21 protein-coding genes and 1 pseudogene are annotated in these 17,512 nt (G+C 56.1%); 6 read left to right on the top strand and 16 right to left on the bottom strand.

Annotation, left to right across the window (positions count from 1 at the left end; genetic code table 11):
- Positions 1-117: 117 nt before the first annotated feature.
- A complete protein-coding gene (locus EBQ26_RS12770; RefSeq protein WP_147474058.1) occupies positions 118-339 on the bottom strand; it encodes a hypothetical protein in 222 nt (73 codons plus the stop codon).
- On the opposite strand from EBQ26_RS12770, the gene yihA reads away from it, so the two are divergent.
- Positions 338-1,084: a ribosome biogenesis GTP-binding protein YihA/YsxC gene (yihA, locus tag EBQ26_RS11595; protein WP_122239330.1), complete on the top strand. Its 747-nt coding sequence runs from the start codon at positions 338-340 to the stop codon at positions 1,082-1,084. The two genes, EBQ26_RS12770 and yihA, sit on opposite strands and share 2 nt — an antisense overlap.
- 109 nt (positions 1,085-1,193) lie before the next feature.
- The gene (locus EBQ26_RS11590) at positions 1,194-2,174 is read left to right on the top strand and encodes a hypothetical protein (protein ID WP_238944343.1); all 981 of its coding nucleotides are present in this window, start codon (positions 1,194-1,196) and stop codon (positions 2,172-2,174) included.
- A 182-nt stretch (positions 2,175-2,356) separates the two neighbouring features.
- On the opposite strand, the gene rfbA is transcribed toward EBQ26_RS11590, so the two are convergent.
- Positions 2,357-3,256, bottom strand: a complete 900-nt coding sequence (gene rfbA, locus EBQ26_RS11585; RefSeq protein ID WP_122239328.1) for a glucose-1-phosphate thymidylyltransferase RfbA — start codon at positions 3,254-3,256, stop codon at positions 2,357-2,359.
- 210 nt (positions 3,257-3,466) lie between these two features.
- Here rfbA and EBQ26_RS11580 point away from each other — a divergent pair, with 210 nt between their 5' ends.
- Positions 3,467-4,135 carry a BON domain-containing protein gene (locus EBQ26_RS11580; RefSeq protein ID WP_122239326.1) on the top strand — a complete coding sequence of 223 codons (669 nt, stop codon included), beginning with the start codon at positions 3,467-3,469 and terminating at the stop codon, positions 4,133-4,135.
- Between the two features lie 90 nt (positions 4,136-4,225).
- On the opposite strand, the gene EBQ26_RS11575 is transcribed toward EBQ26_RS11580, so the two are convergent.
- The 3 genes from EBQ26_RS11575 to purE all read right to left on the bottom strand — a co-directional run bounded on the left by EBQ26_RS11575 (position 4,226) and on the right by purE (position 7,145).
- A complete protein-coding gene (locus tag EBQ26_RS11575; protein WP_122239324.1) occupies positions 4,226-5,227 on the bottom strand; it encodes an L-threonylcarbamoyladenylate synthase in 1,002 nt (333 codons plus the stop codon).
- A gap of 55 nt (positions 5,228-5,282) precedes the next feature.
- Entirely contained in the window at positions 5,283-6,500 is a 1,218-nt protein-coding gene (locus EBQ26_RS11570; RefSeq protein ID WP_238944342.1) for a 5-(carboxyamino)imidazole ribonucleotide synthase, read from the bottom strand.
- A gap of 153 nt (positions 6,501-6,653) precedes the next feature.
- Entirely contained in the window at positions 6,654-7,145 is a 492-nt protein-coding gene (purE, locus tag EBQ26_RS11565) for a 5-(carboxyamino)imidazole ribonucleotide mutase (RefSeq protein ID WP_122239322.1), read from the bottom strand.
- A gap of 229 nt (positions 7,146-7,374) precedes the next feature.
- On the opposite strand from purE, the gene rplU reads away from it, so the two are divergent.
- From rplU to cgtA, 3 genes are all read left to right on the top strand, one after another.
- Positions 7,375-7,686, top strand: coding sequence for a 50S ribosomal protein L21 (gene rplU / locus EBQ26_RS11560; protein WP_122239320.1), 312 nt, complete (start codon positions 7,375-7,377; stop codon positions 7,684-7,686).
- A 32-nt stretch (positions 7,687-7,718) separates the two neighbouring features.
- Entirely contained in the window at positions 7,719-7,979 is a 261-nt protein-coding gene (gene rpmA, locus EBQ26_RS11555; RefSeq protein WP_122239318.1) for a 50S ribosomal protein L27, read from the top strand.
- 99 nt (positions 7,980-8,078) lie between these two features.
- Positions 8,079-9,143 (top strand): Obg family GTPase CgtA, encoded by a 1,065-nt coding sequence (cgtA, locus tag EBQ26_RS11550; RefSeq protein WP_122239316.1) that lies wholly within the window; start codon positions 8,079-8,081, stop codon positions 9,141-9,143.
- Positions 9,144-9,219: 76 nt separating this feature from the next.
- Here cgtA and clpP read toward each other — a convergent pair whose 3' ends face one another.
- The 11 genes and pseudogenes from clpP to EBQ26_RS11495 all read right to left on the bottom strand — a co-directional run.
- Positions 9,220-9,825 (bottom strand): ATP-dependent Clp endopeptidase proteolytic subunit ClpP, encoded by a 606-nt coding sequence (gene clpP, locus EBQ26_RS11545; RefSeq protein WP_122239360.1) that lies wholly within the window; start codon positions 9,823-9,825, stop codon positions 9,220-9,222.
- Positions 9,826-10,133: 308 nt separating this feature from the next.
- The gene (locus tag EBQ26_RS11540) at positions 10,134-10,553 is read right to left on the bottom strand and encodes a F0F1 ATP synthase subunit epsilon (RefSeq protein ID WP_122239314.1); all 420 of its coding nucleotides are present in this window, start codon (positions 10,551-10,553) and stop codon (positions 10,134-10,136) included.
- A gap of 73 nt (positions 10,554-10,626) precedes the next feature.
- Positions 10,627-12,030: a F0F1 ATP synthase subunit beta gene (gene atpD / locus EBQ26_RS11535; RefSeq protein WP_122239313.1), complete on the bottom strand. Its 1,404-nt coding sequence runs from the start codon at positions 12,028-12,030 to the stop codon at positions 10,627-10,629.
- Between the two features lie 20 nt (positions 12,031-12,050).
- Complete coding sequence (atpG, locus tag EBQ26_RS11530) at positions 12,051-12,917, bottom strand: F0F1 ATP synthase subunit gamma (protein ID WP_122239311.1); 867 nt, start codon at positions 12,915-12,917, stop codon at positions 12,051-12,053.
- 30 nt (positions 12,918-12,947) lie between these two features.
- Positions 12,948-14,501, bottom strand: coding sequence for a F0F1 ATP synthase subunit alpha (gene atpA / locus EBQ26_RS11525; RefSeq protein ID WP_122239309.1), 1,554 nt, complete (start codon positions 14,499-14,501; stop codon positions 12,948-12,950).
- Between the two features lie 42 nt (positions 14,502-14,543).
- Positions 14,544-15,074, bottom strand: coding sequence for a F0F1 ATP synthase subunit delta (locus EBQ26_RS11520; protein ID WP_122239307.1), 531 nt, complete (start codon positions 15,072-15,074; stop codon positions 14,544-14,546).
- A gap of 12 nt (positions 15,075-15,086) precedes the next feature.
- Positions 15,087-15,557: a F0F1 ATP synthase subunit B gene (locus EBQ26_RS11515; protein ID WP_122239305.1), complete on the bottom strand. Its 471-nt coding sequence runs from the start codon at positions 15,555-15,557 to the stop codon at positions 15,087-15,089.
- A 34-nt stretch (positions 15,558-15,591) separates the two neighbouring features.
- Positions 15,592-15,840 carry a F0F1 ATP synthase subunit C gene (gene atpE / locus EBQ26_RS11510; RefSeq protein ID WP_122239358.1) on the bottom strand — a complete coding sequence of 83 codons (249 nt, stop codon included), beginning with the start codon at positions 15,838-15,840 and terminating at the stop codon, positions 15,592-15,594.
- 109 nt (positions 15,841-15,949) lie between these two features.
- Positions 15,950-16,816, bottom strand: coding sequence for a F0F1 ATP synthase subunit A (gene atpB, locus EBQ26_RS11505; RefSeq protein ID WP_122239303.1), 867 nt, complete (start codon positions 16,814-16,816; stop codon positions 15,950-15,952).
- A gap of 12 nt (positions 16,817-16,828) precedes the next feature.
- Positions 16,829-17,320, bottom strand: coding sequence for an ATP synthase subunit I (locus EBQ26_RS11500; RefSeq protein ID WP_122239299.1), 492 nt, complete (start codon positions 17,318-17,320; stop codon positions 16,829-16,831).
- 75 nt (positions 17,321-17,395) lie between these two features.
- Positions 17,396-17,512, bottom strand: a pseudogene (locus tag EBQ26_RS11495) (IS5/IS1182 family transposase); the annotation flags it as partial.

Here is a 17,512-nt window from a genome sequence, read left to right as displayed (position 1 = left end):
GCCAGACTTTTGGCCCGGCTTGACGGCCCATGCCTGCCAGCCTTTCGGGCAATCTCCGGGCAAGTTCCGGCAACGGCATGGCTTGCATTTGATCTAGAAAACGCCTTTCATTTCATATCAAAAAGAAATAAAATTACCTTGTTTTGGCATGATGGTCAATGCACTCATTTTTCTTTGATCTGACATCATCGGATTGGCAAGCGAGACCCCTGCCACAACACCCGTTACAACATCCATCACCGCGCCGCACACCCTGGGCACGCAGGCATGGGCGCGGCACACGCCAGGGCATTGCACAATCGCCGCTCCTTTCGCATTCTTTTCTCTTGCACCCTTCATGACCTCACCCCAACCGCCCCGCTGTGCTGTGCCTGACGATGCTGGCAAGCAAGCGCTGGCCTGGTGGCACACCGCGCGCTTTTTGACCACTGCCGCCCAGCTCGATCAATTGCCCGCGCTGGCGCTGCCGGAAATCGCCTTCGTTGGCCGCTCCAACGCGGGCAAATCCACCTGCATCAACACCCTGGCGCAACAGCGCCAACTGGCCTTTGCCTCGCGCACGCCGGGGCGCACGCAGCACATCAATTTGTTTGCGCTGGGGCCCAAAGAGCAGCCCCAGGCTGTGCTGGCCGATTTGCCCGGCTACGGCTACGCCGCCGTGCCGCAAAAAGACAAGCTGCGCTGGCAGCGCGTGATGGCCAATTACCTGCTCAGCCGCGCAAACCTGTGCGGCGTGGTGTTGCTGTGCGATGCGCGCCTGGGGCTGACGCCGCTGGATGAGGCGCTGCTGGAGATGATGCGCCCGCGCGTGGAGCAGGGCTTGCGCTTTCTGGTGCTGCTGACCAAGGCCGACAAGCTCAACCGCGCCGAGCAGAACAAGGCGCTGCAAATCATGCGGCTGAACGCTGGCGGTGGCCAGGTGCAACTGTTCTCCGCTCTGAAAAAGCAAGGCGTGGCCGCCGCCGCGCAGTTGTTGCGCAGTTGGGTGCCCGAAGCCATGCACAATGCCCCCGATGGCGACGCGCCGCCGCCCACGCAACCCCATCAACCTGAGCAACCCACGCCCGCTGCGCCACAGGCGTAACCCGCGGCGCACCTGCCCTACACTGCCGCGCGCCGCCCCAATAGCTGCACGGTTACCCGGCCCAAGCGGGCCTGCCGCGGCTGGTTTTCACTTCTTTTTGGATTCACCCATGGCTTTGCATCCTCTCGTCCCCTTCGCTTTGTGCCTGACCGCCGCGCTCACCGCTGGCGCGGCGCAGGCGCAAACATCGGCCCCCGCACACACCACGCCAGCGGCGCCAGCCGCACAGGGCAGCGACGACATCGCCTGGCTGGAAAAAACGCGCCATTACACCTACGGCGCCTCGCACTGGCTGGCCAGCTCCGTCGATGGCTGGTTTGGCAACAAGCCTTTTGATGCGCACGGCAAAGTCTCCGGCTTTGTGCGTGTGAACACGCTGTGGGAGCAGCACGACGGCTTCAAGGCCAACGTCAAATTCCGCCTGCGCGCCGATTTGCCCAACCTGCAAAACAAGGCCTACGCCTTCGTGGGCCAGGACAACAAGCGCGAAGTGGTGACCGACCAGCCCGAGAACTTCTCGCGCGAACAGTTGCTGCTGCGCGAAGACCGCAAGGAGGATCAATCCTTCTTCGCCGGTTTGGGCTACGCCTTTATGGACGATGTGGACTTCCGCCTGGGCTTTCGCGGTGGCCTCAAGCCCTACGCCCAGGTGCGCTACAAGGCGCAATGGGCGCTGTCGCCGCGCGATACGATCTTTTTGCGCGAAAGCCTGTTTTGGTCCTCGCGCGACAGCCTGGGCTCCACCACCGTGGTCGATTACGAGCACACCCTCTCGCCCACGCTGCTGGCGCGCTGGAGCACGGTGGGCACCATCACGCGCCGCAGCGACGGGCTGGAGTGGCAAAGCTCGGTGGGCCTGATCAAGGCGTTGCCGCAACTGCGCACCGTCAGTGTGGAGGCTTTGGTGCAAGGGCGCACCGGCTCGGTGGATATCTCCAATTACGGCGCCCGGGCCTCGTGGCGCCAGCCTATCTACAAGGACTGGCTGTTTGGCAAGGTCAGCTTGGGGCACTTCTGGCCCAAGGACAAGACCCATCTGGAGCGCGATCGCTCCTGGGCTGTGGGCGCCAGCGTGGAGATGCATTTCTGATTTGCACGCCCAGCAGCGCAAAACAAAAAACCCAAAAACGGCGCATCAGGCATGTCTGGTGCGCCGTTTTGCATGCTCCTTCGCACGCAGCGGAGGATTTCAATCAAAGGAAAATACAGTATTACCCATAAAGCCAAAAACAGGGCATTTTATTTCCTTTTGATTGATAATAAAAACATCTTTCAAGCCGGCATTTTGCCCGGCTGCGCCACCAGCTGCTCCAAATACGCGCCATAGCCGCTTTTGCGCAAAGGGGCGGCCAGTTGCAGGAGCTGCGCATCGTCAATCCAGCCCGCGCGCCAGGCGATTTCTTCCGGGCAGGCGATCTTCAGGCCTTGGCGCTGCTCCAAGGTGGCGATGAATTGCGAGGCTTGCAGCAGGCTCTCATGCGTGCCCGTATCCAGCCAGGCAAAGCCGCGCCCCATCAGCTCCACATGCAAACTGGCTTGCTCCAGGTACAGACGGTTGAGGTCGGTGATTTCCAGCTCGCCGCGCGGCGAAGGTTTGAGCGTGCGCGCCAGCTCCACCACTTGCGCGTCGTAGAAATACAGCCCGGTGACGGCGTAGCTGGATTTGGGCTGGGCGGGCTTTTCCTCCAGCGAGAGCACCTTGCCCTGCGCATCGAACTCGGCCACGCCGTAGCGCTGCGGATCGTGCACGTGGTAGGCAAACACCGTGGCGCCTTGCGTGCGCGCATCGGCGGCGCGCAGTTGCTGGGGCAGGTCGTGGCCATAAAAAATGTTGTCGCCCAGCACCAGCGCGCTGGCGCCACCGGCCAGAAAGCGCTCGCCAATCAGAAAGGCTTGCGCCAGCCCATCGGGCGAGGGCTGCTCGGCGTAATGCAGGCTCAGGCCCCATTGGCTGCCATCGCCCAGCAGGCTTTGAAAGCGCGGCAAATCCAGCGGCGTGCTGATGATGAGGATGTCGCGCATACCCGCCAGCATCAGGGTTGTGAGCGGGTAGTAAATCATGGGCTTGTCGTACACCGGCAAAAGCTGCTTGCTCAAGGCCAGCGTGGCCGGGTGCAGCCGCGTGCCGGAGCCGCCTGCGAGGATGATGCCTTTGCGGGAAGTGGTTGCCATACGGAACTTCAATCGTCAGAGGGGATGGATTCAAGAGCGCCCTGCGCCTGCGCCTGTGCAGGCACTGCAAGCGCGGCCGGACAGAGTCGGGCGCGACAGGGGATGCGTGGATGGTGGTATGTTAGGGCGCTTCCGGGGCGGCGCAGCACAGATCGGGCTGAGGCTGGCTGCAACCGCTCCCTCTTTTTTTCGCGACTTTCGAGAATGGCTATGCACACTTTTTCCCGCAACACGATTGGCACGCTTTGTCTGGCGCTGGCGGCGAGCCTGGGCTTGAGCGCTTGCGCCCCTTTGGTCATTGGTGGCGCGGTGGTGGCGGCCTCGGTCGCGGTGGATCGCCGCACGGCTGGCACGCAGCTTGAAGATGAGGCCATTGCGCTGAAAACGCTCTCGGCCCTCAATGGCCAGCTTGGCCCTGAAGCCCACGTCAACGCCGATAGCTACAACCGCCAAGTGCTGTTGACTGGCGAGGTTGCCAGCGAGGCCGCGCGCCAGCATGCCACGCAATTGGCGCGGGGGGTGGAGAACGTGCGGGCGGTCTTCAACGAGTTGCAGGTGATGCCGCCTTCCAGCCTTTCCGAGCGCTCCAACGATACGTGGATCACCAGCAAAGTGCGCAGCCAAATCCTGGCCGATGGCCGCCTGCCCGCCAAATCCATCAAGGTCACGACCGAGCGCAGCGTGGTTTATCTGCAAGGCTTGGTCACACCGCCCGAGGCCCAGGCCAGCGTGGAGATCGCCCGCAACGTCAGCGGCGTGGTCAAGGTGGTCAGCATGTTCGAGTTCATCTCGGAAGCCGAACTGCAAAAATCACAGGCTGAAAATGCCGCGCACCATGCCGCGCCTGGCAACAATCCCTGGACCGGCCCCAACCATTGAATTCCAATTCAAACAAATCAATAAAAAAGGCTTATGGCAATACCATCTTGCCATAAGCCTTTTTTCATATTTCTTTTGAATTGTAAATTTTCAAGCCGATGCCGCTGCGCGCGCCAGACGATCGCGCACGCCATCCCACTCGGCCGTTGGCGGAGGTGTTTCCACCCAAATCAGCTTGACCCCTTGCGCATCGAAATCCCGCAGGACGCGAAACAGCTCTTGCGCCGTGGCCTGTGCCGTGGCGGGCATGCGCTGCACGGTGACTTGCGGCGACGCGCTGCGCACGGGCGTGCGGGCATACACGGCCAAATCTCGCCCCTGCGCGCCCAGCACATGCAAGGCGGTCTGGATGGCCTCTGCATCCATGAGGCGCACTTTGGCCTGGGGCGCGTAATGCGCCGTCAGCGTGCCCGGCGCTTGCGGCACATCGGCGGCTTGCTCCTCATCCTCCAGCCCGGCAACGGGCAAGCCCGTGGCCTGGGCAATTTGCTCGGCCGTGATGTGGCCCGGCCTTAACACCACCGGCCGCCCGCGGCTGCAATCGACGATGGTGGACTCGATCCCCACATCACAATCGCCGCCATCCAGCACGAGGAGATCGGCGCCCAATTCCTCCTGCACATGGCTGGCGCGGGTGGGGCTGACGCGGCCAAAGCGGTTGGCACTGGGGGCAGCGATGCCGCGCACGGGCGGCTCAGCAGCCAAACCCAGCTGCAAAACGCGCCGGGCCACGGGATGGGATGGGCTGCGCAGCCCCACCGTGGCATGGCCGGCTGCGGCAGCTTCGGCCACCCCGGCACGGCGCGGCACGATGAGGGTGAGCGGGCCGGGCCAGAAGGCCTGCATCAAGACGCGGGCGAAGTCGGGCAATTCAGCGGCGAAATGCTGCGCCACCTGCGCATCGTGAACATGCACGATCAAGGGGTGGTTGCGCGGGCGGCCCTTGCGGGCGTAAATCTGCGCCACGGCCGCATCTTGCTCTGCGTCGGCCGCCAGGCCGTACACCGTCTCGGTCGGCAAACCGATCACCTGCCCTTGCTGCAACGCATGCAGCGCTTGGGCCAGGCCTGCTTCGTTGGGGTGAACAATCATGGCGACGACGCTTGAAAACGCTTGGTTGAGATGGGATGGGGCTAATCAACAACCCCTAGGGCAATGCCACATCGGGCGGCAGCCCCAGATGCGTGGCCACATGGCTGGCGGTTTTCAGCGCGGCCTCGGCCGTGCGCGCCGTGATGGTGATGTGGCCCATCTTGCGCCCGCGCCGCGCGCTGCGCTTGCCATACAAATGCAGGTGCACGCCGGGCTGATCCAGAATGCCTGCCCAATCAGGCTCCACCGCCTTGTCCCCGCCAGCGCGGAACCACAGGTCGCCCAGCAAATTCAGCATGACCGCTGGGCTGTGCTGGCGCGGCTCGACCAACGGCAAGCCCGCCAGCGTGCGCACTTGCAGCGCGAATTGGGATACGTCACAGGCATCAATGCTGTAGTGCCCGCTGTTATGCGGGCGCGGCGCCATTTCGTTGGCAACAATGCGGCCATCTTCCAGCACGAAAAATTCCACGCAGAGCACGCCCACGTATTCGGTCGCCACTGCAATGCGCTCGGCAGCGAGAATGGCTTGCTCCTGCACAGCCGCATGGACGCTGCCCGGCAGCACCAGCGTCGTCGCCAACACACCGCCGCGATGCACATTGCGCTGCACGGGCAAGTGCACCATCGCGCCATCGCGACCACGCGCCAGAATGACGGAAATTTCATAGTCCAGCGCCAAGCGCTTTTCCAGCACACACGGCACACCACCCAGCTCTTGCCACGCCTGCGCCAACTGCGCCGGGTTGTCAACCGTCACCTGCCCTTTGCCGTCGTAGCCCAGCCGCGCGGTTTTCAGAATACCGGGGAACAAGGCAGCGGTTGCCGCCGCGCTCAGGCTTTGTGCTGAATCGATCACCGCAAACGGCGCCACGGGTACGCCGTGATGCTGGAAATGCACTTTTTCCGCCGCCCGGTCTTGCGCAATGGCCACCGCCACGGCGGGTGGCGCCACGCGGCTGATTTGGCTCAGTGCAGTCAAGGCTTGCGCGGGGACGTTTTCAAACTCCGTCGTCACCGCTTGCGCCGCACGCGCCATTTCGGCCAAGCCTTGCGCATCGCTGTAGCTGCATACCAATTGGCGATCACTGGCCTGAGCGGCTGGACCATCTGGCTGAGGATCGAGCACTACGGTGTGGTAGCCCAATGCCTGCGCCGCATGCACAAACATGCGCCCTAGTTGCCCCCCGCCCATCACGCCCAACGTGGCTCCCGGCAGAATAGGCGCGCCAGGCATTACCGCCTGCGACTGGGTGGAGAACGGCTCACTCATACGGATACACAGAAAATCTCAATGGATCAAAAGCCATGCCAAGCGAGCCTGTTTCACAGGCTCTGCACAGCGGGCAATGCAACGGATTGGGACGGCTTGCTGCATTGCAAAACATCGATGGGCCTTTAAAAATCTGTTCAAAGAGGCGGCCCATCAAACTGGGGGCAACTGCATTTCCCGCGCAACCTGCGTTTGCTTGGCGCGCCAGGTTTGCAGCGCCTGGGCCAGTTGCGCATCGCCACGCGCCAGCATGGCCACGGCAAACAGCGCTGCGTTGGCAGCCCCCGCTGCACCAATAGCAAACGTCGCCACAGGCACGCCCTTGGGCATTTGCACAATGCTGTGCAAAGAATCCACCCCCTGCAAATGGCGGCTTGCCACTGGCACCCCCAGGACGGGCACAATAGTTTTGGCTGCCAACATCCCGGGCAAATGCGCCGCGCCGCCAGCGCCCGCAATAATGGCTTGCAACCCGCGTTGTGCAGCGCTCTCCGCATAAGCAAACATGTCGTCGGGCATGCGATGGGCCGACACCACGCACGCCTCATGCGCGATGGAAAACTCCTGAAGAATCGAAACCGCGTGCTGCATGGTTTCCCAATCGCTGCTGGAACCCATCACCACGCCAACCTGAATATGCGACATAGCCAATCAAGCGGGTAAACGGGCGATTCTAAGCGGGCCTGTCCGCGCACAATACAAACGCTCCAACAAGTAGTCCGCAGGGCCTTCCCATCCAGCCGGTATTTCACTAGAATGCGCGGTTCGCTTTTGCTGATGCTCTGTGTATCGGCGACGGGCGTGTCTCGTTAGCCCACTGCAACAGGTCTGCGCACAGGAGACTTGGGGCTTTTCTCAACAATAGGTGAATTTCATGTACGCAGTCATAAAAACCGGTGGCAAGCAATATCGCGTGGCCGCTGGCGACAAAATCAAGGTAGAACAGATTGCTGCGGACGTGGGCCAGGAAATCGTGCTCGATCAGGTGCTTGCTATTGGTAGCGGCGCAGACCTGAAAATCGGCGCGCCTTTGGTTTCCGGTGCCAGCGTCAAGGCAACAGTCGTTTCGCAGGGCAAGCACGACAAAGTGCGCATCTTCAAGCTGCGCCGTCGCAAGCACTATCAGAAACATCAAGGTCATCGCCAGCGCTACACCGAGCTGCAAATTGGCGATATCGCTGCCTGAAGTAGCACAAAAGCAGCACGAAAGGATTTCAAATGGCACAGAAAAAAGGCGGCGGCTCTACGCGCAACGGGCGTGATTCCAAGCCCAAAATGCTGGGCGTGAAAGCCTATGGCGGTGAATTGGTCAGCGCTGGCTCCATCATCGTTCGCCAACGCGGCACGCGCGTGCACGCTGGCACCAATGTCGGCGTGGGTAAAGACCACACCCTGTTTGCGCTGGTGGACGGCCACGTGGTGTTTCGCCACAAGGGCGCTTTGAACAAACACACGGTGGAAATCTCCCCCGTGGCCTGATTCCCTTTCAGGCAATACCGTCCAAGCCCCGCCTCAACGCGGGGCTTTGTTTTTGAAACCGTGCCATCCCGGCACCCGCACATATTTCCAAGGCACCTAATGAAATTCGTTGACGAAGCATTCATCGACGTCGCCGCGGGCGACGGCGGCAACGGCTGCTCTTCCTTCCGGCACGAGAAATTTAAAGAATTCGGCGGCCCGGATGGCGGCGACGGCGGCCGAGGCGGCCACATCTATGTCGTCGCCGACACCAACCTCAACACCCTGATCGACTTCCGCTACGCTCGCCGCCACGAGGCCAAACGCGGGCAGCACGGTATGGGTTCAGACATGTTTGGCGCCGCCGGAGACGACTTGCTCCTGCGCATGCCGGTAGGCACCATCATCAGCGATGCCGAAACAGGCGAAATTTTGATGGAGCTGCTCACACCAGGCGAACGCAAAATCCTTGCCAAAGGCGGTGACGGCGGCTTTGGCAACATGCATTACAAAAGCTCCACCAACCGCGCGCCCCGCCAAAAAACCATGGGGCGGCCCGGTGAGCGCAAAAGCCTCAAGCTCGAACTCAAAGTACTGGCCGACGTCGGCTTGTTAGGCATGCCAAATGCGGGGAAATCCACATTTATCGCTGCCGTCTCTAATGCGCGCCCCAAAGTTGCCGACTATCCATTCACGACGCTACACCCCAACCTCGGCGTCGTCCGTGTTGGCCCAGAACAAAGCTTTGTTGTTGCCGACATTCCAGGTCTTATCGAAGGCGCATCAGAAGGCGCCGGTCTCGGACATCAATTTCTGCGCCATTTGCAACGCACTGGCTTATTACTGCACATCATCGACGTCGCCCCATTCGATGACAGCATAGATCCCGTTACCCAAGCCAAAGCCATCATTGAAGAATTACGAAAATACGACGAAGCGCTCTATCAAAAACCGCGTTGGCTTGTGCTCAACAAAATCGACATGCTTGATCCTGCCAGCCGTGCAGAGATCCGCAAAAAAATGATTCAAGGCTTGAAATGGAAAGGCCCCATTTATGAAATCTCGGCTCTGGCACGAGAGGGCTGCGAAACGTTGATTCGAGATATCCATCAGCATCTTCATGCTCAGAAACCACCGAGCGAAGAAGAAATCCAAGCCAATTTCGACCCACGTTTTGATCGTTGAGAAAATCTGCTCTATTTCAAAACCATTAAAAAACCCCTTTCCTTGCCAAGCAGGGAAAGGGGTTTTCAATTGAATATTAACTGCGCTTTTCCACTACCTCATCCACTAAACCATAATCTTTTGCCTCTTGCGCCGTCATAAAGTAATCGCGCTCGGTATCATGGACGATTTTTTCATAAGGCTGTCCCGTACGTTCAGCCAAAATACGATTCATCTGCTCCTTAGTTCGCAAAATATCTCGTGCGTGAATCTCAATATCCGTCGCCTGCCCCCTGGCTCCACCTAAAACCTGGTGGATCATGATTTTGGAATTAGGTAAGGAATAACGCTTGCCTTTAGCGCCCGCTGCCAAAAGGAACGCTCCCATGCTGGCTGCAAAGCCTAAGCACATTGTCGACACATCAGGCTTAATAAACTGCATCGTATCGAAAATCGACATCCCTGCAGTCACACTGCCACCAGGTGAATTAATATAAAGCGAAATATCTTTATCAGGGTTTTCGCTTTCAAGAAATAAAAGCTGCGCCACAACAATATTCGCTGTGTGATCGTTCACTTCGCCAACGAGAAAAACAACACGCTCTTTCAGCAAACGCGAATAAATATCGAAAGCCCGCTCGCCACGACCCGATTGTTCAATGACCGTAGGGATCAACCCCAAGTTTTGGTTTGGCACGTACATCTGTTCTCTCCAATCAATACATATAAATCCGATTTGCCCCGAGGCATTTGACTTGTTACCAATGGCCTCCACGAGCCTGCTCAAAGGTTCATCTGCATGCATTCCGGAAGATAAGGGCGCACAAGCTTAAAACAAGTTACACACCCTTCGCCACACCCATCACATCCAAATCAAAAGAAAAATGACTTCTTTTGCAGCATGCCGAAACAGGCAATTTATATTGCCTTATGAATTAGAAAACATGCAGAATAGAAAGCTCCCCTTTCCTTTTCAGGAGAGGGGAGCTTTGTAACACGTGGCACCTAAAATCAACGCTTCTGACGGTACTTTCTCAACGCCGCCAACTGGGCAGCCAAGATAGCCAGTTCCGACTGCGCCGTCGCCAAATCAAGATCGCTCTTGGCATTACGCAAAGCATCTTCTACAGCTTGTTTGGCCCGATTGGCTTTTTCCTCGTCCAAATCTGCACCACGAACCGCTGTATCCGACAAGACAGTCACTCGATCAGGCTGTACTTCCAAAATTCCACCAGCGACGAACACAAACTCTTCTTTGCCGTCAGGCAGTTCAATGCGAACGGACCCAGGCTTAATACGGGTAATCAGCGGCACATGGCGAGGCAAAATCCCCAACTCGCCAGATTCACCTGGCAACGCAACAAATTTGGCTTCACCCGAGAAGATGGACTCCTCAGCACTCACCACATCGACATGAATGGTATGGGCCATGCTTTCTGTTCCTCAATATGCCTCACACATCAGGCGCGAATCATTTGCGCCTGATGCTCGGTGCGGCGAAGCCTTAAATCTTTTTCGCCTTTTCAATGGCTTCGTCGATCGTACCTACCATGTAGAAAGCCTGTTCAGGCAAGTGATCCACTTCACCATTCGTAATCATCTTGAAGCCACGAATGGTCTCCGCCAAAGGCACATATTTACCAGGCGAGCCAGTAAACACTTCGGCCACATGGAAAGGTTGCGACAAGAAGCGCTGAATCTTACGCGCACGCGCCACCACCAATTTATCCTCGGGGGCCAATTCATCCATCCCCAAAATGGCAATGATGTCGCGCAACTCCTTGTAACGCTGCAATGTGCCTTGCACAGCACGTGCTACTTGGTAATGCTCTTCGCCCACCACGGCCGGATCCAACTGACGGCTCGTGGAATCGAGCGGATCCACCGCAGGGTAAATACCCAATGCAGCAATATCACGCGAGAGCACCACTGTCGAATCCAAGTGCGCAAATGTCGTCGCAGGAGAAGGGTCAGTCAAGTCGTCAGCGGGAACGTACACAGCTTGAATCGATGTGATCGACCCCACTTTGGTCGAGGTAATACGTTCTTGGAGACGGCCCATTTCCTCAGCCAGCGTCGGCTGATAACCCACGGCAGAAGGCATGCGACCCAACAGCGCCGACACTTCCGTACCAGCCAGCGTATAGCGGTAAATGTTGTCCACGAAAAAGAGCACATCCCGGCCTTCATCGCGGAAAGATTCGGCAATCGTCAAACCCGTCAAAGCCACACGCAAACGGTTGCCTGGAGGCTCATTCATCTGACCATACACCATGGCCACTTTGGATTCACCCAGGTTTTCCTGATTCACCACCTTGGCATCCGACATTTCATGATAGAAGTCGTTGCCTTCACGAGTGCGTTCACCCACACCCGCAAACACCGAAAGACCACTGTGCGCCTTGGCAATATTGTTGATGAGCTCCATCATGTTCACCGTCTTGCCCACACCGGCACCGCCGAACAAGCCCACCTTACCGCCCTTGGCAAAAGGGCAGACCAAATCAATCACCTTGATCCCGGTTTCCAACAACTCCTGAGAGGGGGAGAGTTCATCATAAGCGGGGGCTTTACGGTGAATAGAAGCCGTTTGCGTCTGATCAACAGGACCACGCTCGTCAATAGGGTTGCCCAGCACATCCATAATGCGGCCAAGCGTCGCTGGCCCCACAGGAACCGTAATTGGATTGCCCGTGTTAACCACGGTCAAGCCGCGACGCAAACCATCCGATGAGCCCAGCGCAATCGTACGCACCACACCATCGCCAAGTTGCTGCTGAACTTCCAAAGTCAAAGGAGAGCCTTCGAGCTTGAGAGCATCGAAAACGTTGGGCACGGAACCTTGGGGAAACTCCACATCCACCACGGCGCCAATACATTGAACGATTTTTCCTTGAGCTTGAGCCATTGCTATTCCAATCAAAATGTTTAGACGGCCGCCGCACCAGCAACAATTTCCGAAAGCTCGGTTGTAATTGCTGCCTGACGCGTCTTGTTGTAGACGAGCTTCAATTCATTAATGACATTACCAGCATTGTCGGTAGCAGCTTTCATTGCCACCATACGCGCTGATTGCTCAGATGCCATATTGTCAGCCACTGCTTGATAAATCAATGACTCGACATAACGCACCAACAACTCATCAATCACAGACTGCGCATCGGGTTCATAAATGTAGTCCCAATCGCACTTTTTCTTATCAGAAGTCAGTTGCTCCGGCTGCAATGGCAACAACTGCTCCACGACAGATTCCTGTCGCATTGTGTTGATGAATTTGGTGTAGCTCAAATACACCGCATTGATTTCTCCTGCAGCATACGCATCAAGCAGCACCTTGACTGGACCGATCAAAGCATCCAAACGCGGTGTATCACCCAAGGCAGTGGCCTCTGCCACGACAGGTGCGCCAATGCGGTTCAGAAAGCCCAAACCTTTGCTACCTATTGCCACAGCGCGAATGCTATTACCAGCTTTTTGCAGATCGCTCAGCTTGTTGGTAACAGCCCTCAACACGTTGGTATTCATGCCGCCGCACAAACCCTTATCGGTCGTCACCACAATCACACCCGAAGCTTTCGCTTCATTTTCAATCATGAAGGGGTGACGATATTCGGGATTAGCTGCCGCCAAGTGAGCCGCAATAGTACGGATTTTCTCACTATAAGGGCGAGCTGCCTGCATGCGTTCCTGCGCTTTGCGCATTTTCGACGCAGCCACCATTTCCATGGCCTTAGTGATCTTTTTGGTGTTTTCCACCGATTTGATCTTGCCGCGTATTTCCTTTCCTGCTGCCATAGCTTTTCCCCTTTGAGATCAGCGGGCTGATCAGGCAAACGATTTCTTGAAAGACTCGATTGCGGAGGTCAAGGCAGCTTCGGCATCCTTATCCATCGCTTTGCTGGTCAAAAGCTTGTCCAACAAAGCGGCGTGAGAGGTTTGCAAATACTGATGGAGACCTTTCTCAAAATCCAGCACGCGCTTGACCTCAACGTCATCCAAGAAGCCTTTGTTTACAGCAAACAAGGATGCCCCCATCAAAGCAATATTCAATGGCGAATACTGCGGCTGTTTAAGCAGTTCCGTAACACGAGCACCACGATCAAGCTGTTTACGTGTCGCCTCATCCAAGTCTGAAGCGAACTGCGCAAAAGCGGCCAATTCACGATACTGCGCCAAATCCGTACGAATGCCGCCCGACAAACCCTTAATCAATTTTGTTTGAGCCGCACCACCCACGCGAGAAACCGAAATACCTGCATTAATAGCTGGACGAATACCCGCATTGAACAGATTGGTTTCCAAGAAAATCTGACCGTCCGTAATCGAAATAACGTTCGTCGGCACGAAAGCCGAAACGTCCCCAGCTTGCGTTTCAATAATAGGCAAGGCTGTCAGCGAGCCCGTTTTCCCTTTAACTTCACCTTTGGTGAACTCTTCTACATAATCAGCGTTCACACGAGCAGCACGCTCAAGCAGGCGGCTATGCAGATAGAACACATCGCCCGGATAAGCCTCACGCCCTGGCGGGCGGCGCAGCAACAGCGAAACTTGACGGTACGCTACAGCTTGCTTGGACAAATCGTCGTACACGATCAGCGCATCTTGACCGCGATCACGGAAATATTCACCCATGGTGCAACCGGAATAAGCCGAAACATACTGCATAGCAGCAGATTCAGAAGCCGTTGCAGCCACAACAATGGTGTATTCCATCGCACCAGACTGCTCCAATGCGCGCACCACGTTTTTCACGGAAGAGGCTTTTTGACCGATCGCCACGTAGATACACGTAACACCTTGGCCTTTTTGGTTGATGATGGCGTCAATCGCCACCGCCGTCTTACCTGTTTGACGGTCACCAATAATCAGTTCACGCTGACCACGACCAATAGGCACCATCGAATCAATCGACTTCAAGCCTGTTTGCAAAGGCTGATCCACCGACTGACGTGCAATCACACCAGGAGCGACTTTTTCAATCACGTCCGTCAGCTTGGCATTGATAGGACCCTTGCCGTCAATAGGCTGACCCAACGCGTTCACCACGCGCCCAACCAGCTCAGGACCTACAGGGACTTCCAAAATACGACCAGTAGTCTTTACCACATCGCCTTCGGAAATGTGCTCGTATTCACCCAGAATCACCGCACCGACCGAGTCACGCTCCAAGTTCAAGGCAAGGCCATACGTCGGCTGGCCGCTCTTATCTGCCGGAAACTCCAGCATTTCACCTTGCATCACCTCAGACAAACCGTGCACGCGCACGATACCATCCGTCACAGAAACCACAGTCCCTTGGTTTCTCACATCAGCACTAGATTCAAGACCCTCAATGCGGCTCTTGATCAGCTCGGAAATTTCTGCTGGATTGAGTTGCATGACTCGTTCCTCGTTGCTCTTTATACAAACACCAACAAGCCATCAGGCTGTCAGCGCAGTTCTCATTTGTTCCAAACGGGCTTTCACGGAAGTGTCGAACTCTTCGTCGCCCACCACTACCCGAATGCCCCCAATTAAAGTCTCATCAACCTGTGAAGACAAATTCAGCTTACGGGCAAAACGTTTTTCCAATGCCGGGCGCAAATCCTGCATTTGCGCGTCAGATAGCGCAAACGCGCTGTAAATCACAGCATCAGCCGCACCGACCTTGTCGTTAACCAATTCACGAAATTGCGTGGCAACTTGAGGCAAAGCCGCCAAACGACCATTATCAATCAGCACGTTCAGGAAGTTCTTAGCCAACTCAGGCAATTGCATCTGAGCCACACTCTCGAACATTTCCAACAATTGAGCCTGCGTAACCTTCGGACTTTGGGAAACACGCAACACCTCTGCATTTGACGCAATACGCGCAAACACATCCAACCATTGTTGCGTGCTTTGCTCAGCACCGGCAGTTGCTTTAAAAAGCGCCTCCGCATAAGGACGGGCAATAGTGGCCAGTTCTGCCATACTCAACCCTTCTCAAAGCTCTGTCTTCAGGCGGTTCAGCAAATCCGCATGCACAGCGGGATTGACTTCCTTACGAAGGATTTGCTCAGCCCCTTTAACAGCTAGCACAGCCACCTGATCCCGCAAAGCCTCACGGGCCTGTACGACTTGTTGATCGGCGTCCGCTTTTGCCTGGGACAAAATTTTCTCGGCCTCGACACTGGCCCGAGATTTAGCCTCATCCACAATGGCTTGTGCACGACGCTCAGCATCCGCCAGCAAAGACGCTGTTTCGTTACGTGAAGCGGCCAGTTGCTGCTCTACGCGCTGATTCGCATTTGCAAGCTCGCTTTTCGCCAGATCAGCCGCAGCCAATCCATCGGCAATTTTCTGCGCTCTTTCATCCAAAGCCTTAACGATGGGCGGCCATACGAATTTCATCGTAAACCACACCAAAATCAAAAAGACGACAGCCTGAAAGAACAGTGTTGAGTTGATATTCATTGCAACACCTTTCTTGCGTGGGCGTTGGGCAATATCAGGCGGGAACGAACGGGTTAGCGAACGCGAACAACAGAGCAATAGCCACACCAATCAGGAAGGCAGCATCAATCAGACCGGCCAAAATGAACATTTTGGTTTGCAGATCGTTGATCAGCTCAGGCTGACGAGCAGAGGATTCGAGGAACTTACCGCCCATCAAAGCGATACCGATAGAAGCACCAATTGCGCCGAGGCCAACAATCAGACCACAAGCCAATGCAACCAGACCATTGATGTTACCGATGATTTCCATGATTTATCCTTCGTAAATGGAGGGAGGGTTGAAAAAGAGGAAGACAAAACTCGCAAAAAATGGTGCACCAACCAGCGATGCACCAATATTGCCTTGATTTTTAATGATGACTATGCGCTTGACCAAGATAAATGAGCGCCAACATCATAAAAATAAATGCCTGAAGCGTAATCACCAAAATGTGAAAAATCGCCCAAATGGTACCAGCAATGACATGCCCCAGACCCAGCATGGCACCACCAAAAGACATGGCAGCATAGCCACCCATCAAGGCAATCAGCATAAAGACCAGCTCACCTGCATACATGTTTCCAAACAACCGCATGCCGTGCGAAACGGTTTTTGCCAGATACTCAATGATTTGCATCACAAAGTTGATTACACCCAAAATCACAGCAAACACAGGATTTTTGGATGTACCAAAAGGAGCAGTTACAAGCTCATGCGCCCAGCCACCCCAGCCTTTGATCTTGACAGAATAATACAAACACAAAGCCAAGACAGCCAAGGAAAGACCAAATGTCGTGGACAAATCCGCCGTAGGCACAACGCGCAAATAGGCGTGATGTGGATCCTCATGCGCCATACCCCAGAGATGAGGCAGCAAATCCACTGGCAACAAGTCCATGGCGTTCATCAGGAAAATCCAGACAAAAACCGTTAGCGCCAATGGAGCAACGAATTTTCGACTCTCCGCATTATGAATATTAGCCTTGGCCTGACCATCCACCATTTCAACCAGCAATTCGACAGCAGCCTGAAAGCGACCCGGAACACCAGATGTCGCATTCTTGGCCGCGCGATGCAAGATCCAGACCCCCAACAAGCCAAGCACCAATGCAATAAAGATGGAGTCGTAATTGATGACAGAAAAGTCAACAATGAAGCCCTGCTTGACGTTGGTCAAATGCTCGAGATGGTGGGTAATGTATTCGCCTGCCGTAGGGCCTTGTGCTCCTGCCGCCATAAATCCACTCTTTCACTTATTCGACACATCCAGAGCGCCTAGCCACAGAGGCGCGATCCAGTACATATTCACGGTTAACACGATGGCAAGCAACAGCGGCCACCAAGCGACCCTGTCCAGAACCCACGGCGAAATAGCAATGAGCACAACGCTCAGCAACAACTTGGCCATTTCACTCAGAACCAGCGCACCCAGTGAGGCGCGCCCGACTATGGCCCTGGCAAAGAAAACAGCAGGCAAAATAATTGCAACTGCTCCGTAAAGCCAGGAGATTATAGCCACACTTTCTTGCGAAATGATCCAAATCAACAACGCGCCCACTAGGGCTGCAACGGCTTGACATGTCAGTATCCGCCAAGGCGAAAGCGCCCTGTGGCGCAGCCGCCATTGGGCAGCTTCTTGAGCTGTCAGAGGGGCAACATCACTCCCGCCTTGATCGCTTTCGTCTTCCTCCCATGGCACGGCGCGCCATGCGTTCGGATGCGTTTTTTTGTCTTGGGTCATGGCTTTTGCGGTGGTGCTGTGATAGGGCAAGCAAGCGGGCCATTATAGGAATGCCATTGGGCAGCCTAGAGCGTGTTATGAACTTTGAGCCAACCGAATCAACGGCATGGCATTGGGCAGCATGAGAATGGCAAAGACCACGAAGTGCAATCCCCCCAGTACGTCTGGCAATCGCTCGTAATCACGAGACAA

Source organism: Allofranklinella schreckenbergeri (genome assembly GCF_003703475.1).
GTDB lineage: Bacteria > Pseudomonadota > Gammaproteobacteria > Burkholderiales > Burkholderiaceae_C > Lampropedia > Lampropedia schreckenbergeri.
Note: the sequence above shows the minus strand (reverse complement) of the source record. Positions and strands in the feature narration are given on the sequence as shown.